This is a genomic window from Nodosilinea nodulosa PCC 7104, assembly GCF_000309385.1.
In the GTDB taxonomy this organism is placed as follows: domain Bacteria; phylum Cyanobacteriota; class Cyanobacteriia; order Phormidesmidales; family Phormidesmidaceae; genus Nodosilinea; species Nodosilinea nodulosa.
Window position 1 is genome coordinate 4960795 of record NZ_JH976537.1, and the last position, 15917, is coordinate 4976711.

At 60.3% G+C, this 15917-nt stretch carries 12 protein-coding genes and 1 pseudogene; 2 read left to right on the forward strand and 11 right to left on the reverse strand.

The features are described from left to right. Positions 1-257 (forward strand): annotated as a pseudogene (locus LEPTO7104_RS41790) (IS3 family transposase); the annotation flags it as partial. Between the two features lie 129 nt (positions 258-386). Here LEPTO7104_RS41790 and LEPTO7104_RS0122935 read toward each other — a convergent pair. The 10 genes from LEPTO7104_RS0122935 to LEPTO7104_RS40360 form a co-directional block, all read right to left on the reverse strand. Next, entirely contained in the window at positions 387-3059 is a 2673-nt protein-coding gene (locus tag LEPTO7104_RS0122935; RefSeq protein ID WP_017300931.1) for an MGH1-like glycoside hydrolase domain-containing protein, read from the reverse strand. A 133-nt stretch (positions 3060-3192) separates the two neighbouring features. Further along, the gene (locus tag LEPTO7104_RS0122940; RefSeq protein ID WP_017300932.1) at positions 3193-5208 is read right to left on the reverse strand and encodes an amylo-alpha-1,6-glucosidase; all 2016 of its coding nucleotides are present in this window, start codon (positions 5206-5208) and stop codon (positions 3193-3195) included. A gap of 85 nt (positions 5209-5293) precedes the next feature. Then, entirely contained in the window at positions 5294-6382 is a 1089-nt protein-coding gene (locus LEPTO7104_RS0122945; RefSeq protein WP_017300933.1) for a VOC family protein, read from the reverse strand. A gap of 114 nt (positions 6383-6496) precedes the next feature. Next, entirely contained in the window at positions 6497-7300 is an 804-nt protein-coding gene (locus LEPTO7104_RS0122950) for a hypothetical protein (RefSeq protein ID WP_017300934.1), read from the reverse strand. A 60-nt stretch (positions 7301-7360) separates the two neighbouring features. Further along, positions 7361-7492, reverse strand: coding sequence for a hypothetical protein (locus tag LEPTO7104_RS42470; protein WP_017300935.1), 132 nt, complete (start codon positions 7490-7492; stop codon positions 7361-7363). Positions 7493-7514: 22 nt separating this feature from the next. Further along, complete coding sequence (locus tag LEPTO7104_RS0122960) at positions 7515-9074, reverse strand: GMC oxidoreductase (protein ID WP_017300936.1); 1560 nt, start codon at positions 9072-9074, stop codon at positions 7515-7517. Between the two features lie 99 nt (positions 9075-9173). Beyond that, entirely contained in the window at positions 9174-10517 is a 1344-nt protein-coding gene (locus LEPTO7104_RS0122965; RefSeq protein WP_017300937.1) for a 2Fe-2S iron-sulfur cluster-binding protein, read from the reverse strand. A 105-nt stretch (positions 10518-10622) separates the two neighbouring features. After that, positions 10623-11423 carry an MIP/aquaporin family protein gene (locus tag LEPTO7104_RS0122970; protein WP_017300938.1) on the reverse strand — a complete coding sequence of 267 codons (801 nt, stop codon included), beginning with the start codon at positions 11421-11423 and terminating at the stop codon, positions 10623-10625. A gap of 8 nt (positions 11424-11431) precedes the next feature. Further along, positions 11432-12235 carry an SDR family NAD(P)-dependent oxidoreductase gene (locus LEPTO7104_RS0122975; RefSeq protein WP_017300939.1) on the reverse strand — a complete coding sequence of 268 codons (804 nt, stop codon included), beginning with the start codon at positions 12233-12235 and terminating at the stop codon, positions 11432-11434. Positions 12236-12928: 693 nt separating this feature from the next. Beyond that, positions 12929-13180: a hypothetical protein gene (locus tag LEPTO7104_RS40360; RefSeq protein ID WP_155523741.1), complete on the reverse strand. Its 252-nt coding sequence runs from the start codon at positions 13178-13180 to the stop codon at positions 12929-12931. An 8-nt stretch (positions 13181-13188) separates the two neighbouring features. Here LEPTO7104_RS40360 and LEPTO7104_RS0122980 point away from each other — a divergent pair, with 8 nt between their 5' ends. Beyond that, the gene (locus LEPTO7104_RS0122980; protein WP_017300940.1) at positions 13189-14583 is read left to right on the forward strand and encodes a chloride channel protein; all 1395 of its coding nucleotides are present in this window, start codon (positions 13189-13191) and stop codon (positions 14581-14583) included. Positions 14584-14706: 123 nt separating this feature from the next. Here LEPTO7104_RS0122980 and psbA read toward each other — a convergent pair whose 3' ends face one another. Further along, positions 14707-15789 carry a photosystem II q(b) protein gene (psbA, locus tag LEPTO7104_RS0122985; RefSeq protein WP_017300941.1) on the reverse strand — a complete coding sequence of 361 codons (1083 nt, stop codon included), beginning with the start codon at positions 15787-15789 and terminating at the stop codon, positions 14707-14709. Between the last annotated feature and the right edge of the window lie 128 nt (positions 15790-15917).

The window sequence follows — 15917 nt, forward strand, 5'->3', positions numbered from 1 at the left end:
GGGCCTTTTGCCAACACTTCTTTGCCTGGTATAACCAAGTCCATCATCATGGGGGCATTGGTCTATTGACCCCTGAGGTGATGCATTCAGGCCAAGCTGACGTCGTCACTCAGCAACGACAAGCCGTTTTAAACACGGCTTATCTCGCCCATCCTGAGCGCTTTGTCCATCATCCGCCCACTCCACCCGTGGTGCCCAATGCCGTTTGGATCAATCCACCGATAGCAGCTCCTAACAGCCAGGCGGTTCCACACTAATTTGTTTTTAGTTTCTGTCTCATTTTTGTTGACACATTCCGACGCACCACTAGGTCTGGGCTTGGTGCGTCACGCCAAGCGATGACGCACCCTACGATAATGGGGCCGTGAGAGTTGCGCCCAGCTAGCTCACTCCTCCTGGGTGTACTCGGCACACTGCTGAATCATTTTGGCCACCAGCCCGGTCCAGCCGGTTTGATGGCTGGCGCCGATGCCAGCGCCGTTGTCGCCGTGGAAGTATTCGTGGAACAGCAGGTGGTTGTGCCAGTGGGGGTCCTGCTGAAAGATGGCGGTGCCGCCGTAGATGGGGCGGTGTCCGGTGGCATCCTGCAAGAAGGTGCCAATTAGGCGATCTTCGAGATCGAGCGCCACCTCCCACAGGCACTTTTGCTCGCCAGAGCCGCTGGGGCAGTCCACCATAAAGCGATCGCCCAGGTAGTGGTGAAACTTTTGCAGCGACTCAATCAGCAGGTAGTTGACCGGAAACCACACCGGCCCCCGCCAGTTGGAGTTGCCGCCAAACAGCCCGGAGCTGGACTCGGCGGGCTCGTAGTGGACCTGGTGCTCTTTGCCGCAGGCGTCGAAGCTGTAGGGCTGCGCCAGGTGGTAGCGGGAGAGGGCGCGAATGCCGTGGGGACCTAAAAATTCGGCTTCATCCAACATTTTGTCGAGAATGCGCCGCAGTTTGTCGGGCTTGACCACCGCCAGCAGTCGCCGCTTGCCCACCCCCTCGTCGACCAGGCTGGCGACGTTGTGGCCGAGGTCGGGGCGGTTCTGCTCAAACCATTCCAGCCGCTCTCGAAAGCTGGGCAGTTTTTTCAGCAGGTCGGGCTCCAGGGTTTCTACCGCAAACAGAGGGATCAGCCCCACCATCGATCGCACCTTGAGCTTGACCCGCTCGCCGTTGGGCAGGTGCAGCACATCGTAGAAAAAGCCGTCGGCCTCGTCCCAGAGTTCGGCCTTGCTGACCCCCATGTGGTTCATGGCGTCGGCAATGTAGATGAAGTGCTCGAAGAATTTGGTGGCCATGTCTTCGTAGACGGGGTTTTCCTGGGCCAGCTCCAGGGAAATGGTGAGCATGTTGAGGCAGTACATCGCCATCCAGCTGGTGCCGTCGGACTGCTCGATGTAGCCGCCCGTGGGCAAAGGAGCGCTGCGATCGAACACGCCGATGTTGTCCAGCCCCAGAAAGCCGCCCTCAAACACGTTGCTGCCCCGGGCATCTTTGCGGTTGACCCACCAGGTAAAGTTCAGCAGCAGCTTTTGAAAGACGCGCTCTAGAAACTGGCGATCGCCCTGGCCCGACATTTTCTGCTCAATTTTGTAGACGCGCCAGGCGGCCCAGGCGTGGACGGGCGGGTTGACATCGCCAAAGGCCCACTCGTAGGCCGGAATCTGGCCGTTGGGGTGCATGTACCACTCCCGCGTCATGATGTCGAGCTGGTGCTTTGCAAATTCGGCATCGACCAGAGCCAGGGGAATGCAGTGGAAGGCCAGATCCCAGGCGGCAAACCAGGGGTATTCCCACTTGTCGGGCATGGAGATAATGTCGTCGGCATCCAGATGGGTCCACTGGTGGTTGCGCCCGGTCTGGTGGCTCTCCGGTGGCGGTGGGTTGTTGGGGTCGCCCTCGAGCCAGCGCTCGACCCCGTAGCCGTAGTACTGCTTGGTCCACAGCAGGCCCGCGAAGGCCTGCCGCTGCACATTTTTCATGTCGTCGCTGAGGGCAAAGGGGGTGAGGTGGCGATAGAACTGGTCGGCCTCTTGCAGGCGAGCCTGCCGCAGCGCCTCAAAGTCATCGAAGGGCCGATCGAGCTGGGGCCGATGGCTCAGCCGCAGGCGAATCAGGCGGGTCTCGCCGGGGCCGAAGTGCAGGGTGTAGTGGGCGGCGGCTTTGGTGCCCACGCGATCGGGGTTGAGGGCGGCGGCATCGCCCTCGATCAGGTAGCGGTGGAAGGCATCTTTGACGTAGGGCGACGGGTTTTTGCCGCCGTAGAGCCGTTGGTTGTTGGTCTCGTTTTCGGTGAACAAAATTGGGCTGTCGCCGTGCCAGTTGTCGTGGCTTTCGCAGTAGAGCCAGCGATCGCCCAGCTCCCCGTGGCTGGCCTCCAGGGTGCAAAAATCGGCCCGGCTCTCGGCCAGCTTGATCCGGGGCTTCTCGACCGTGTCGCCCCAGCTCCAGGTGTTGCGAAACCACAGGGTCGGCAGCACCGCCAGGGTGGCCGCATCTGGTCCCCGATTGACCACGGTGATCTGAATCAAAATCTCCTCGGGGTCTGCCTTGGCGTATTCCACCCCCACATCGAAGTAGCGATTTTCGTCGAAGGCGCCCGTATCCAGCAGCTCAAACTCCGGCTGATCGCGCCCTCGGCACTGGTTCTCGTCCACCAGCCTCCCGTAGGGATACTCGGCCTGGGGGTACTTGTAGAGCGCCTTCAGGTAGGAGTGGGTGGGGGTGCTATCCAGATAGAAATAGTATTCCTTGACGTCTTCGCCGTGGTTGCCCTGGTTGCCGGTGAGGCCAAACAGCCGCTCCTTCAGCACCGGGTCTTTGCCGTTCCACAGGGCCAGAGCAAAGCAGAGCCGCTGCCTGTCGTCGGAAATGCCCAGCAGCCCGTCTTCGCCCCAGCGATAGGCGCGGCTGTGGGACTGCTGGTGGGAAAAGCTATCCCAGGCGGAGCCGTCGGCGCTGTAGTCTTCGCGGACGGTGCCCCACTGGCGATCGCTGAGGTAGGGGCCCCATTTTTTCCAGGGGGTGCCGGTTTCGCGGATCTCGGTCAGGCGTTGGTGTTCGGGGGTCATGGGTTTGGGGGGTGGGGGAGTAGGGGAGTGGGGGCGTGGGGCGTGGGGCGTGGGGCGTGGGGCGTGGGGGCGTGGGGCGTGGATTAATTTTCGTTATCTCATCACCGCACTACCGCACTACCGCACCACCCCATCACCCCGTCACCCCATCACCTGCCATTACCATCCAGGCTCTCAAGGTTTCAGCTACCGACCAGGCCTGGGCAATGCAGCCTCTGGGCGTAAAAGGGGCATCACCGTCGAAGATTTCGCTGATGGTGCCGATGCCGTGGGCGTGCAGGTGGTGGGCCAGGGGTTGCAGAAATTGCTGGGCCTGGGCGCGGTCCTGGTAGACATGGTAATGGGCCAGAGCAAAAGGGCCGAGCAGCCAGCCCCAGACGGTGCCCTGGTGGTAGGCGCCGTCGCGCTGGAGCGGGTTGCCGCCGTAGTGGCCCTGGTAGCTGGGGTGGCTGGGGGCGAGCGATCGCAGCCCGCACGAGGTCAACAGCTGCTGGCCGCAGACATCGACAATTTGCCGCTGCTGGTCGGCACCCAGGGGGCTGTCGGGCAGGGAAACGGCGAAGATCTGGTTGGGGCGCAGGGCCGGGTCGGGGCCGTCGGGGCCGTCGAGCACGTCGTAGCAGTGGCCGGTGTCGGGGTTCCAGAAGCGGCTGAAGCTTTGGGCCACGCGATCGCCCATTGGGCCGTAGGGATCGGGCTGGTTGAGAATTTGGGCGAAGCGGGACTGCGATCGCAGCGCTCCGTACCACAGGGCATTCACCTCGATCGGCTTGCCGATGCGGGGGGTGACCACCCAGTCGCCCACCTTGGCGTCCATCCAGGTGAGCTGCACGCCGGGTTTGCCCGCGTAGAGCAGGCCGTCGGCGGGATCGACGTGAATCTGGTAGCGGGTGCCCCGCTGGTGCCAGTCGAGAATCTCCGCCAGCACCGGAAAGAGCTGCCGCAGCAGGTCGTCGTCTCCGGTGGCCTCGTGGTAGGCGCGGATGGCCTGGAAGTACCAGAGGGTGGCATCGACGGTGTTGTATTCCGGCACGTCGCCCGCGTCGGGGAAGCGGTTGGGCAGCATGCCCCGATCGACAAAGCGGGCAAAGGTGAGCAGGATGGAGCGGGCGATATCGGGGCGTCCGGTACTCAGGGTTAGCCCCGGCAGGGCAATCATGGTGTCGCGGCCCCAGTCGCCAAACCAGTGGTAGCCCGCAATGACCGTTTTGCCGGTGGGGTCGGTGGGGGTGCCGCGATCGACGATGAACTGGTCGGCGGCCAGAACCAGCTGCTGAATCCAGGCGGGGGCTGCCCTCTGCTCGGCCCCCTCATCGTTAGGGTTCGGGACCTTTGACGCTGCCCCAAACCCGAGGATTTTCTGCTCGTAGTTTCGCCGCTGTTGCAGGGCCATTTCCCCATTGAGGCTGGGGCTGGGCTGGGTGCTGCTGGCGACGGTGAGGGATTCTCCCGGTTGCAGGGTCACGGTCAGGCTGGCGGCGTGGAGGTGGTCTTCGCGATCGCGCAGCCCCCGGTAGCGCTCCACCGCCAGGTCAAAGCCGTAGAACCAGCTCTGGGCAGGGCTAAACTCCCCCTTATCCGCCAGCAAATAAAACGGCGTCGCCGCTGGAAAAGCGGTGACGCGAACGCCGTGGGCAACAGATTCCACCGCCATCTGCCAGCCGTTGGCCTGGGTGTTGCCGTGGTGGTCGCGGTAGTTGACCAGGGCCTTGAGGCTAAGCTCCAGCGGCTGGGTGCCGCGCAGCAGAGAGTAGCGAATATAGGTGGTGTTGGCTCCCGGCTGCATCCAGAGGCACTTCTCCAGCAGCGCATCCCCCAGCTCAAATCGCCACACGGGCAGGGTGCCCTCCAGCCTAAAGCGCTCCATCTGTCGGTAGCCCTCGGGGGCGATCGCGCCATCGGCCCAGCGATTGGTGGAGAGGGGATAGCTCTGCCCACCGTAATTCGCTGTTTCCTCCAGCTTGGTCAGCAGCAGGGTGCGGCCCAGGGGCGGATCAAGGGCCGCCACCAGCAGCCCGTGGTAGCAGCGAGTGAGCAGTCCGGCCACGGTGCCCGAAGCGTAGCCGCCAATGCCGTTGGTGACCAGCCACTCGCGGGTTTCGGCGTTGGGCAGGTCGTTGCAGAGGGCTTGGCTGAGTTGGATGTTCATGGGGGAGGTGGGGAGATGGGGGAGTGGGGGAAGTGGGGGGGATGGGGAGTGGGGGAGGCTAAAATTGCTCTGGAAATTGCGCCGCCTACTTTTCGACGATTCTGATTACGTGGCCGTCGGGGTCATGCACCAAAAAGGCTTTGGCAAAGCCAATTTGAGAACTGGGCAGGGTGGCTACGCTGTTAGAGATTGGATCGTACCCGGCCCGCCGAAGCTGGCCAGCAGCAGTCTCGGCATTCGCCACTATTAAGGTAGTTTGCCACTGGGCCAGGTCATTGGCCTGTAGATCCGCTGGAATCGGGCGACCTCCCGGCGGGGAGAGGTAGTCGAGGAATTCCACGCCGGGGCCTGCCGGGGCACGCAGTCCGGTGATTTGCAGGTGCGCCCCAAACACGTTGTTTAGGTGCTCCTGCTCGGTGCCGTAGTTTTCGCTTTTCCCAGCTGCTCTCAGGCCGAGGAGATCACGGTAGAAACCGAGGCTGGTGTCGGTGTCGGCGGTGGCGATCGCCGTATGGTCAATGCCCAAAAACACCTGATCCGTCGGCTCCTGCCAGCGGGGGTCGCCCTTGCCGGGGGGAAAGTAGATCACCTCTAGATTGTGGCGATCGGGGTCCTGAAAATAGAAGGCTTTGATGCCCGCTGCCGCCGTCAAATAGTCCGGCAGGGTTTGGGGCATGTTCGACACAAACTGCACCTTAGCCTCGCGCAACCGCTGGTAGGCCGCATCCATGTCGCTGACGACAATGGCAACGTGCTGAAACCAGTGGTCGTTACTGCGAGAGTCCAGCGGAATCGGGCGACCCTCGGCGTTCAGGTAATCCGTCAGCTCGATCGCCTCACTGCCAAGCTGCACCTGCACCACCCGCATTCGCGCCCCGCGCACCCCCTCTAGCTGCTCGTAGGCGGCCCCGGAAGCCTCAATATCCGAGATTTTCTGGAAGCCCAGCACGTCGGTGTAGAACGGCAGCACCCGATCCATATCCGAAACCGTCATGCCCACCGTGGCGACCTGCTGTACCGCAATGGGGGCTACGGCAGTTTGAGCCAGGGTTACGGCAGAAGGACCCTCTGGCACACCCTGGGAGAAGCCCGGTGCGTAGGGCACCAGCAACATCACAGAAAAGACGGCAAAGGACAGAAACAACTGCCTCACCCATTTTGATGACAAAACCATAGGTACTCTCCAAAATTCGTGGTTTCGGTAGGGGCGTAGGCTTAGCCGATCCGGAGGCTCTATGCCATTCGCCCCCACGGGCACATTGGCCGATGGGCGTCCGACCTCACGCCCCTACTCCACCCCCAACAAATCCTTCGAGGCCGCCACCGCTGCATTGATGAACGTTCGCAGCGTGGACTCATCCTGCACCTGGGATGCGGTCAAAACGCCGCCCACCCAGCCTGCCGTGTGCCATCCGCCCACGGGCAATTCCGGCAGCTTCGCCACGTCGGGACAGGGATAGGGCGTGACGTACCAGTAGGGTTCGGCGTAGCCCTTATCCCCAGGGGATAGGCCGACGCCGAGGTACTTGGCCTCCGCTTCCGTCGGGCCGGGGTAGGTCATTAGCGTGGCTATATCGAAGTGGTGGGGCCAGATATAGATGGGGGATGCCGCCGGATTCGCCGCCATCATCTCTGCTAGCAGCGGACGGGTTTCTGCGTAGAAAGCGGCTACTCCCTGGCGCGCTGCCGCATCCCCGGCTGCAAAGGCCGCCCCGTGGGCCAGGGGGTGATCGGGAAAGTCATCGGGGGGATAGTCCAGCAGTTTGACAGTCTCTGCGGCGACACCCAGCTTGGCCAATTCGGCTCTGTGCCAGTCCAGCGCCTCGGCCATGGTTTTGCTCACCAGAGACAGGGTTGCTACGGTTTGATCAGCTTGCAGAATTAGGCCAGTCAGCGTTTGCGGCACCAGCGCCACCTGAATCTGCGTACCGGGAATTTTTTGGCCGACAAAACCCTGCACATTGGTATTCCAATCCAGCGTTATCTGGCTCTCGTCCGATCGCGCTTCTCCCAGCGCCATACCCACCGCAGCCATGAATTGAATCGCGTAGTGCAGCTGCACCCGTTGAGATAAAAGGTCTTTGGGGTTCATCGCGTGATCTTCTTTAGGAGTCTGGTTCAGCAATTGGACGACTGATGGGCATTGCCCACTCTATCGGAGGTTTTCGATCAATTCTTGGGGCAGCGGTGGCCCCAACTGGGGATGGGGCACGTAGGCGGCAAACAGACCCACCGTGAGAAACAGCAGAACTAGCCGCAGCGGTTTGATCGCAGGCTTTTTCATGGCGTTACTCCAGGCGATCGCTCTACCCTAGCCGCCCGAGGAGATGATCGCCCACCCGCAGGGCATTGGCCATAATCGTCAGCGTCGGGTTGACCGCCGCGCTGGAGGGAAAGAAGCTGCCGTCTACCACGTAGAGGTTGTCCAGGTCGTGGGTGCGGCAGTCTAAATCCAGCACCGATGCGGCGGGATCTTCCCCAAAACGGCAGGTGCCGCACTGGTGCCCCACCACCTGAATCGGGGTCTTGGTGCGGGGGTAAATGCCAAAGGGAATGGCGTGTTCGGCGCGATCGCTGGCTTTGAGAATTTGGGTCCAGCGGTGAATCAGGCGATCGCCCGCAGCGGTATTGTTCGGCTTGTAGCGCAGCTGGATTTGGTCATTCAGCACCTGCACCCGGTTGCTCGGCTCCGGCAAATCCTCCGTTTGCAGCCACCAGCCGGTGGCGTACTGGCTCACCCGCTCCAGCTCCTGGCCCGGCACCAGTTTGACAAAGGGCGCCAGCAGCTTGGGCGCTTCCGCCGGAATCATATCCCGCAGCACGTTGCCCGTGTTTTGCACAAACCCCATGGGGTAGTCAAAATCTGTGTCGCCCCAGTAGAAGTCGCTGACCGCAATCGTCTTTTGGTACACCGCCGGGTTGGGCGTGGTCTCCAGCGCCACGATCGCGGTGGTCAGGTGCTTCATCAGGTTGCGCCCCACCTGGTCAGAGCCATTGGCGAGGCCCTGGGGATGCTGGTCACTGGCCGATCGCAGCAGCAGCGCCGCCGAGTTGATCGCACCGCAGGCCAGCACTACAATGTCGCCCTGGTAGGTCTGCGGTTCCCCGTGGACGATTGCCTCTACTCCGGTCACCTGGCGGCCCGAGGGGCTGGTGATCAGCCGGGTGACCTGGGCCTGGGTTTGCAGGGTGACATTGACGGCGTGGCGAATCGGCTGAATGCCCACCACCTCCGCATCGGCCTTGCCCTGCACCAAACAGGGAAACCCGTCGCAGGAATCGCAGCGAATGCAGGCCCCCAGGGTTTTGTCCACCTCGTTGAGGTTCAGGCCCAGCGGCAGGTGAAAGGGAGTTAGCCCCTGGTGGGTGAGGGTTTGGGCGATCGCCGCCATGCGGGGCTCATGGCTCACCGCCGGGTAGGGAAAGGGGCTGCTCCGCCCCGCCTCGGTCGGGTCTTCCCCCGCCCGGCCATGCACCTGGTATAGAGCTTCCGCCTCGGCGTAGTAAGGTTCAAAATCTGCGTACTTGAGCGGCCATTCCGGCGAGATGCCGTCAACGTGCGCCACCGCCTCAAAGTCTCGCTCCCGCAGCCGCAGCAGCGCCGCCCCGTAGACCTTGGTGTTGCCCCCCACCCAGTAGCTCATCTGGGGGCGAAAGGGTTTGCCCGCCCCGTCAACCCACGTTTCATGGGTGTGGTAGCGCTCGTTTTGGTAAACTTCGCGAGCATCCCAGTTGGCCTTTTCGCGGGGCAAAAAGTCGCCCCGCTCCAAAATCAAAATGCGCTTGCCGCTGGGGGCCAGCCGATAGGCCAGGGTGCCGCCGCCCGCGCCCGTGCCGATGATAATGATGTCGTAATGGGAAGTCATAGTAAGCACAGATAAAGTAGCGTGGGTCGAACCTACAAACCGCCCAGAGCAAGACCGAAATCTATGGACCCACGAAGCAAAACCCCAATCCAAAGTGGCTCATAAATCCAGCACCACCTGGGCTGTTTGGGGTTTAGACACGCAGATTAACACCGAGCCAGGTTCAGGGGTGCCGGTCGGCGGTTCCTCGTAGGCCACCTCACCAGACTCCAGGCGACACATGCAGGTGAGGCAGATCCCGGCCCGGCAGCTGTAGTCAGGCTCCAGGCCCTGGTCTTCGGCAAACTCCAGCAGGGTGCCGTCGGCGGGGGTCCAGGTCGCAGTTTTGCCCGACTTGGCGAAAACGACTTCGGCGGTGGCGGCAGCGCCAATCGGGTCGACAGCCGCTGAGTTAACCGCCGCCGGGTCGACAGCCGCCTTCGCCGTGGGGGCAGCTTTGGCGAAAGACTCAAACCGGATCTGCTGCGGAGGAACGCCCAGAGCCATCAGGCCCGATCGCAGGGAGTCCATAAACGACGGCGAACCGCACAAAAAGTAGTCGGCATCCGCCGGAGCCACGGGCAGCAGCGTTTGAATTAACTCGGCATCGACGTAGCCCGTGCTGTGGTAGTGGCTGGCATCGTCTGGCCGAGGGCGGCTGTAGCAGTAGTGAACCTTGAGGCTGGGGGTTTGGGCCGCGATCGCCCCCACCTCATCTCGAAAGGCGTGGTAGCTGCCGTCCCTGGCTCCGTGCAAAAACCACAGAGGGCGGGCCGGGTTGCGCTGGCTGACGGCCTTGGCCATGCTGATCATGGGGGTGATGCCCACCCCGTTGCTAATCAGCACCGCCGGACGGGGACTGAGCACATCCAGCACAAATTTGCCCGCCGGGGGCTTAGCTTCAATAATCGAGCCCGCCTGCACCTGGTCGTGCATGAAGTGAGAAGCTACGCCGGGCGGCACGTCCCGATCCTTAGGTGGGCCTTCCCGCTTAATGGACAGCCGGTAGTGGGCCGGATCGTCGGCATAGTCCGACAGGGAATAGGTGCGAATCACGGGGCGAGGCTGACCCGGAATCGGCAGCCGAATGGTCAAAAACTGCCCCGGCACAAAGCCCGGCAGCGCCCCCCCATCCAGGGGCTTCAGGTAAAACGAGGTGATTTCCTGGCTTTCCGGCACCTTGCGCTCGACCACGAAGTTGCGCCAGTCCTGCCAGGTTGTGCTGGCCTGGGGCTGCACCCTGGTCTCAGGCAGCCGGGGTTTGACCCCCACCAGCCCAAACACTGCTCCAGCTCCGGCTCCCACCAGCGATCCGTAGAGGGTCAGCCGATGCAGGAGGCCATCGTCAATTTTGGCCAGGCCCAGCAGCCCTGCGGCCAAAATGCCCGTTGCCGAGGCCCCCATAACGGCGGCCTGGGTGCTTCGCCAAAAGGGATTGGGAATGCGTTCGAGAATGTCGGCCATGGGGCGGTCTCCAGGGAAGAGGGCGATCGGGGCAGGGCAGGGACAGGTGCAAGATGCTGACGGACGTAGTTCCACCAGGGAACAATCCCCTGGCGAGCAATTGGGCTAGGCCATTGGGGTATCGGCCTCGCAGCAGCAGCTGGTGCAGAGGCAGGGCGTCTCAACATTGGGGCAGAGCTTGCCGCAGAGGTGGCGGGGGTTGGCCCTGGTCCAGCGCAGATAGACCTCTACCGCTGCCAGCATCGCCAGGGGCGGGGCGAAGTAGTAAATCCAGAAGGCGGTCCAGACCTGGGCGGGCAGGGCCGAGGCAAAGCTGCGGGCCGGGTTGATGCTCATACCCGAAATCGGCGCGGCAAAGGTGATGTAGGTGGCGACCATCAGCCCGGCAAAGAGGCCTGTGAGCTGAGACCAGCGCTTGTGGTTCGAGACTACCAGCACCATCAGCATCAGCCCAAAGGCCATGATGAATTCCGCCAGCAAAGCGGCGGGCCATCCCCAGGGGCCGGGTACCGTCACTATGTAGTCGATGGGCCGGTCGGTAAAGGCCGTTTGCAGCGCGATCGCCACCAGCCAGACCCCCACCAGGCCGCCGATAAACTGAGCCACCACGTAGAAAAAGGCATCCCAGGGGGCCAGCTTGCCGAGGCGAAAAAAGGCCAGGGTCACCGCCGGGTTGATGTGGGCACCGGAGCGCTTGCCCCAGGGCGAGTAGATGATCGCGATCGCGGTCAGCCCCATAGCCACCCCCATTAGCACCCCCCGCCCACCGCTGGGAATGAGGGCATAGACGGGGGAATTGGGGTAAAACAGCAGGGTCGCAAACCCGCCCGCTGAAACCATAAACAGGCCCAGCCCCCAGGCTTCGATCGCATACTCTGGCCAGTGACGGCGGAGGGAAGACAGCATAGAACGTCCTACTGCTCCTGATAGTTCCAGGTCAGGCCGCCGTCGACAAAGAAGGTGCTGCCCGTGATGTAGTCGGCATCGCCAGAGGCCAGAAATTCCACCAGCCCCGATACATCTTTAGGCTGCCCCAGCCGGCCGAGGGGGATATTTTTGAGCAGGGCACCCAGCTTTTCGGCATCGTTGAGCAGCTTGGTATTGATCGGCGTTTCGATCGCCCCCGGAGCCACATTATTAATGGTGATGCCGTAGGGGGCCAGCTCCACCGACAGATCGCGGGTGAGCATTTTTAGGCCGCCTTTGCTGGCGCAGTAGGCGGCAAAATTGGGAAACGGCAGCTCTTCGTGGACGGAGCTAATGTTGATGATTTTGCCGGGGCGCTGGGTTTCGATCAGGTGCTGCACCATCGCCTGGGTGGCGAAGAAAACCCCTTTCAAATTGACGTTGATTACGGCGTCAAAGTCTTTTTCGGTAACCTCCCAAAAGGGGGCATTTTTTTCGATCCCGGCGTTGTTGACCAGCACATCCAGCCTGCCGTAGTGGGCCACACTTTCGGCGATCAAACGTCGAACATCGTCCACCATACCCAGATCGGCGCCAATGCTGTAGCCCCTGTCGTTGTCGCAGTAGCCTTCAGCCGGGTGGCAATCGCCGCCCGCTGCCCGCACCTTTGCCAGGGTTTCGTCTGCCCCCTCAGGGTGGGAGCGATAGTTGATCACCACCTGGGCACCGGCTTCGGCCAGGCGAATGGCGATCGCCTGGCCAATGCCCTGGCTACTGCCGGTTACCAGGGCAACTTTTCCAGCGAGTTTCATAGAGGCTCCTTGGGGTAGGCAAATGGATGGGGCAAAAAACGTTGTGGCTAAAGGCAGAGCTGAGCAGTGGATAGGTCTTATATAAAGAGTCAACCCCTGCTCAAAGATGAGAACTCGATTAGACTTTGGGGTAGAAAAGTAAAGAAAATAGACGCAGGGTTTTTCCTGGTGGTTTTAGGGCCTGCGCCCCAGGTCATCGCCCAGATTATTGCCCAGGCCATGGGCAGTAGCCAAACAGGCCTTGGCATCACCCCGCGCAGGCGCTTGAAATCCAGGCTGGTTGACGCTGATTCACTCGGGGGAGCGGCGCGATCGCCAGCGGTTCAACGGGTCTATGAGCAAGATTTATGCTCAATTCATGACAAGGCCAGAACAAAACTAGCTCCAGCTTGTACCGGCACAGGCTGTGGGGCAACCCATAAATAGCGTATGTCTTTAAAAATACAAAAATACCCCATAGACAGCCGCTAAGTTATCCCCAACCCTGGTTGACTGACAAAACCCTTGAAACCCTGATTTTGCCGTAGGTTTGGTTAGCGTTAGCGTAACCCAAAAAACGTTTCTGGTGTTGGTTTTTGTTTTGCCAAACACCAACTTACATCAGAACTTTTGTCAGTTAATCAGCCCTGAACTACGCTAAAGAGGGCTTACCGCTTACGGGAATGCAGGAATTGCATGGGGGACATGTAGCTTTTATTCTCGCAAAAATATTTTGTAGCTGAACACACCAAACACCTCTATCAACATCGGTAGTTTGATAGGCAAGAGCAAGGGATTAAAAAACTCATCTGCTTTGTATTGAAGCGCCGCAGGCGTTTTTTCTCGATGTACAGTAGCACGCTCAGCCACCGAGCCAGGGCCCCAGGCAGCGGCAAGCGGCAGGTAGATTGGCCGCCCTAGTTGAGCAATTCTGAAATTTGCTGAGGATTCAGGCAGTGACAACACAATCGGATTTGACCCAATCAGCGTCCCAAACCGCAGCCATTTCCGAAGGAGAAGGTGCGGGGGCGGGACAGCTTACCTATCCTCAGCTTGTTTTATGTGCAGGGCTGATCGGCATCATTGGCGGTGTCGTAGCAACGCTCTACTACTTCGTTTTAGAAACCCTGATGCACGGCGTCTGGCATACGCTACCCGAAAAAATTGAGCCCTATTTCCCCGCCTGGCTGCCCACCGACAACTATGTGTGGATAGCCACCACCGTCGGCGGCTTTTGCGTCGGCCTGGTGCTCTATTTCATGGGATTGCCCGGCGAGATGGCCCAGGTCGTAGATAGAATTCACAACCCTGGCCGCATCGATATTCGCAAAACCCCGGCCATGGTGATTGCCTCCCTGATCGCTATTACCTCGGGCGGTAGCGCTGGCCCTGAGGCCCCTCTGGTTCAGGTAAACGGCAGTTTTGGCAGCTGGCTGGGCGACACCCTGCGCGTCAATACCACCACGGTGCGAGTGCTGACGTTTTGCGGCATGAGTGCGGCCCTCGGCGCGTTCTTTGGGGCACCGATTGGGGCCGCTATGTTTGCCTTAGAAATTCCCCATCGGCGCGGGCTCGAATATTACGAAGCGATCGGCCCAGCTGTCATATCTGCTATTTTTTCCTTTGCTGTTTTTCGCATTAGCACAGGCATGACCATCGGCGGCTTTTATCATTTTGAATCGGTGCCGCCTTTGATCCCCATCAATTTGTTGGAGGGTTTGCTCTTGGGGGCCATTGGGGCAGGGGTAGCGGTCATGTTTATCTACATCTTTCGCGCTGTTGGCCAGCTGCTAGAGCCGCTGGAACACTACCGCATTGTGCTGGCCACCCTGGGCGGGCTTTCCATTGGGCTAATCGCCTTCTTCTTTCCCCAAACGCTGTTTTTTAGTGAGCAGCAAATCCACACCGTCATCGACACTGGTATGACGCTGGGAGTGACGATGCTGCTGCTGATTGCGGTGGCAAAAATGTTTGCGATTAGCTTTACGCTCCACTCGGGCTTTTTGGGAGGGTTTATTTTTCCGCTGTTTTTCATTGGCGCCAATGTCGGACTGGCGATCGCCCTGGCGGTGCCCCAAATTCACCCAACCCTGGCCATGGTGTGTCTGATGGCCGCCGTCAACGTGGCCGTGACCAAAACCCCCATCAGCACCAGTATTATTCTCAGCGTGCTGTCGGGTACTACGATGCTCCCGGTGATTGTAATCGCCAGCTTTACCAGCTTCCTGCTTACGGGCCAGGTAGCCATGATTGGCACCCAGCGATCGCGCAGCCTAGATCAAGAAAGCATCCCGTTCTGGTCGCAAAACGGTCTGATGGCGGGTTTACAGAAAATGACAGCGCCAGTTCAGGAAAGCTTGCAGGAGTAGGAGATTAGGAGGTACAGAAATCTGCAAGCTTGCCCCAACGCTCACAGCGCCCCGTTAGAGGGAGCCATGAGCGTTGGGGTTGGAGCACAGTTAAAACCGCTGACGGATGACTGGCCCGCAAACCTAACCCGCTATGACCGGGGCGACAAAGGCCACCGGCAGCGCTTCACCCGACGCTAGATCCAGCGGAAAGTTATGGGCATTGCGCTCGTGGATAACCTCAATGCCAAGGTTGGCCCGGTTTAAAATGTCGGCCCAGGTTGCAATAGGTCTACCTTGCCCGTCCAGGATGGACTGGTTGAAGTTAAACCCGTTCAGGTTAAACGACATTGTGCTAATGCCCAGGGATGCAAACCAAATCCCTATCACTGGCCAGGCGGCCAGAAAAAAGTGGAGCGATCGGGAGTTGTTAAACGAAGCATACTGAAAGATGAGACGGCCAAAGTAGCCGTGGGCCGCCACAATATTGTAAGTCTCCTCTTCCTGACCAAATCGGTAGCCGTAGTTTTGAGACTCCCCTTCGGTCGTTTCGCGCACCAGGGAGGATGTCACCAACGACCCGTGCATTGCCGCAAATAGGGCTCCACCAAAAACGCCGATTACACCCAGCATGTGGAAGGGATGCATCAGCACGTTGTGCTCAGCGGTGAACACAATCATAAAGTTGAATGTGCCAGAAACGCCCAGCATTAGCCCATCCGAAAAACTCCCCTGGCCGATGGGGTAAATCAATAGCACCGCCGTTGCCGCAGAAGCTGGGGCAGAGAAAGCAACCGGAATCCAGGGCCGCATACCGAGGCGGTAGCTCAACTCCCACTGCCGCCCCATGTAGGCATAGACGGCAATCAAGAAGTGGAAAATAATCAGCTGGTAGGGGCCGCCGTTGTACAGCCATTCATCGAGGTTGGCGGCCTCCCAGATGGGATAAAAGTGTAGCCCAATGGCATTGGACGTCGGCACCACAGCCGCCGTGATTAGATTGTTGCCGTAGAGCAATCCGCCGCTAACCGGCTCACGGATGCCGTCGATATCCACCGGGGGAGCGGCAATAAACGCCAGAATGAAGGTCGTGGCTGCCACCAGGGCGGTGGGAATCAGCAAGACCCCAAACCATCCCACGTACAGGCGATTTTCGGTACTGGTCACCCAGTCGCAAAATCGCCCCCACCAGCTATCGCGATCGCGGCTTTCTAAAAATGTAGTCATGATTGCAACCAAAAATAAAGGGAGCAAGGCAAAAGCCTCCTCCCTTTTATAACTATATGGCTATATTTCTGTCAATCTATTTGTCCGCGATCGCCACTGGCTCCTCACTGCGGCCAGCCCAAAGAAAA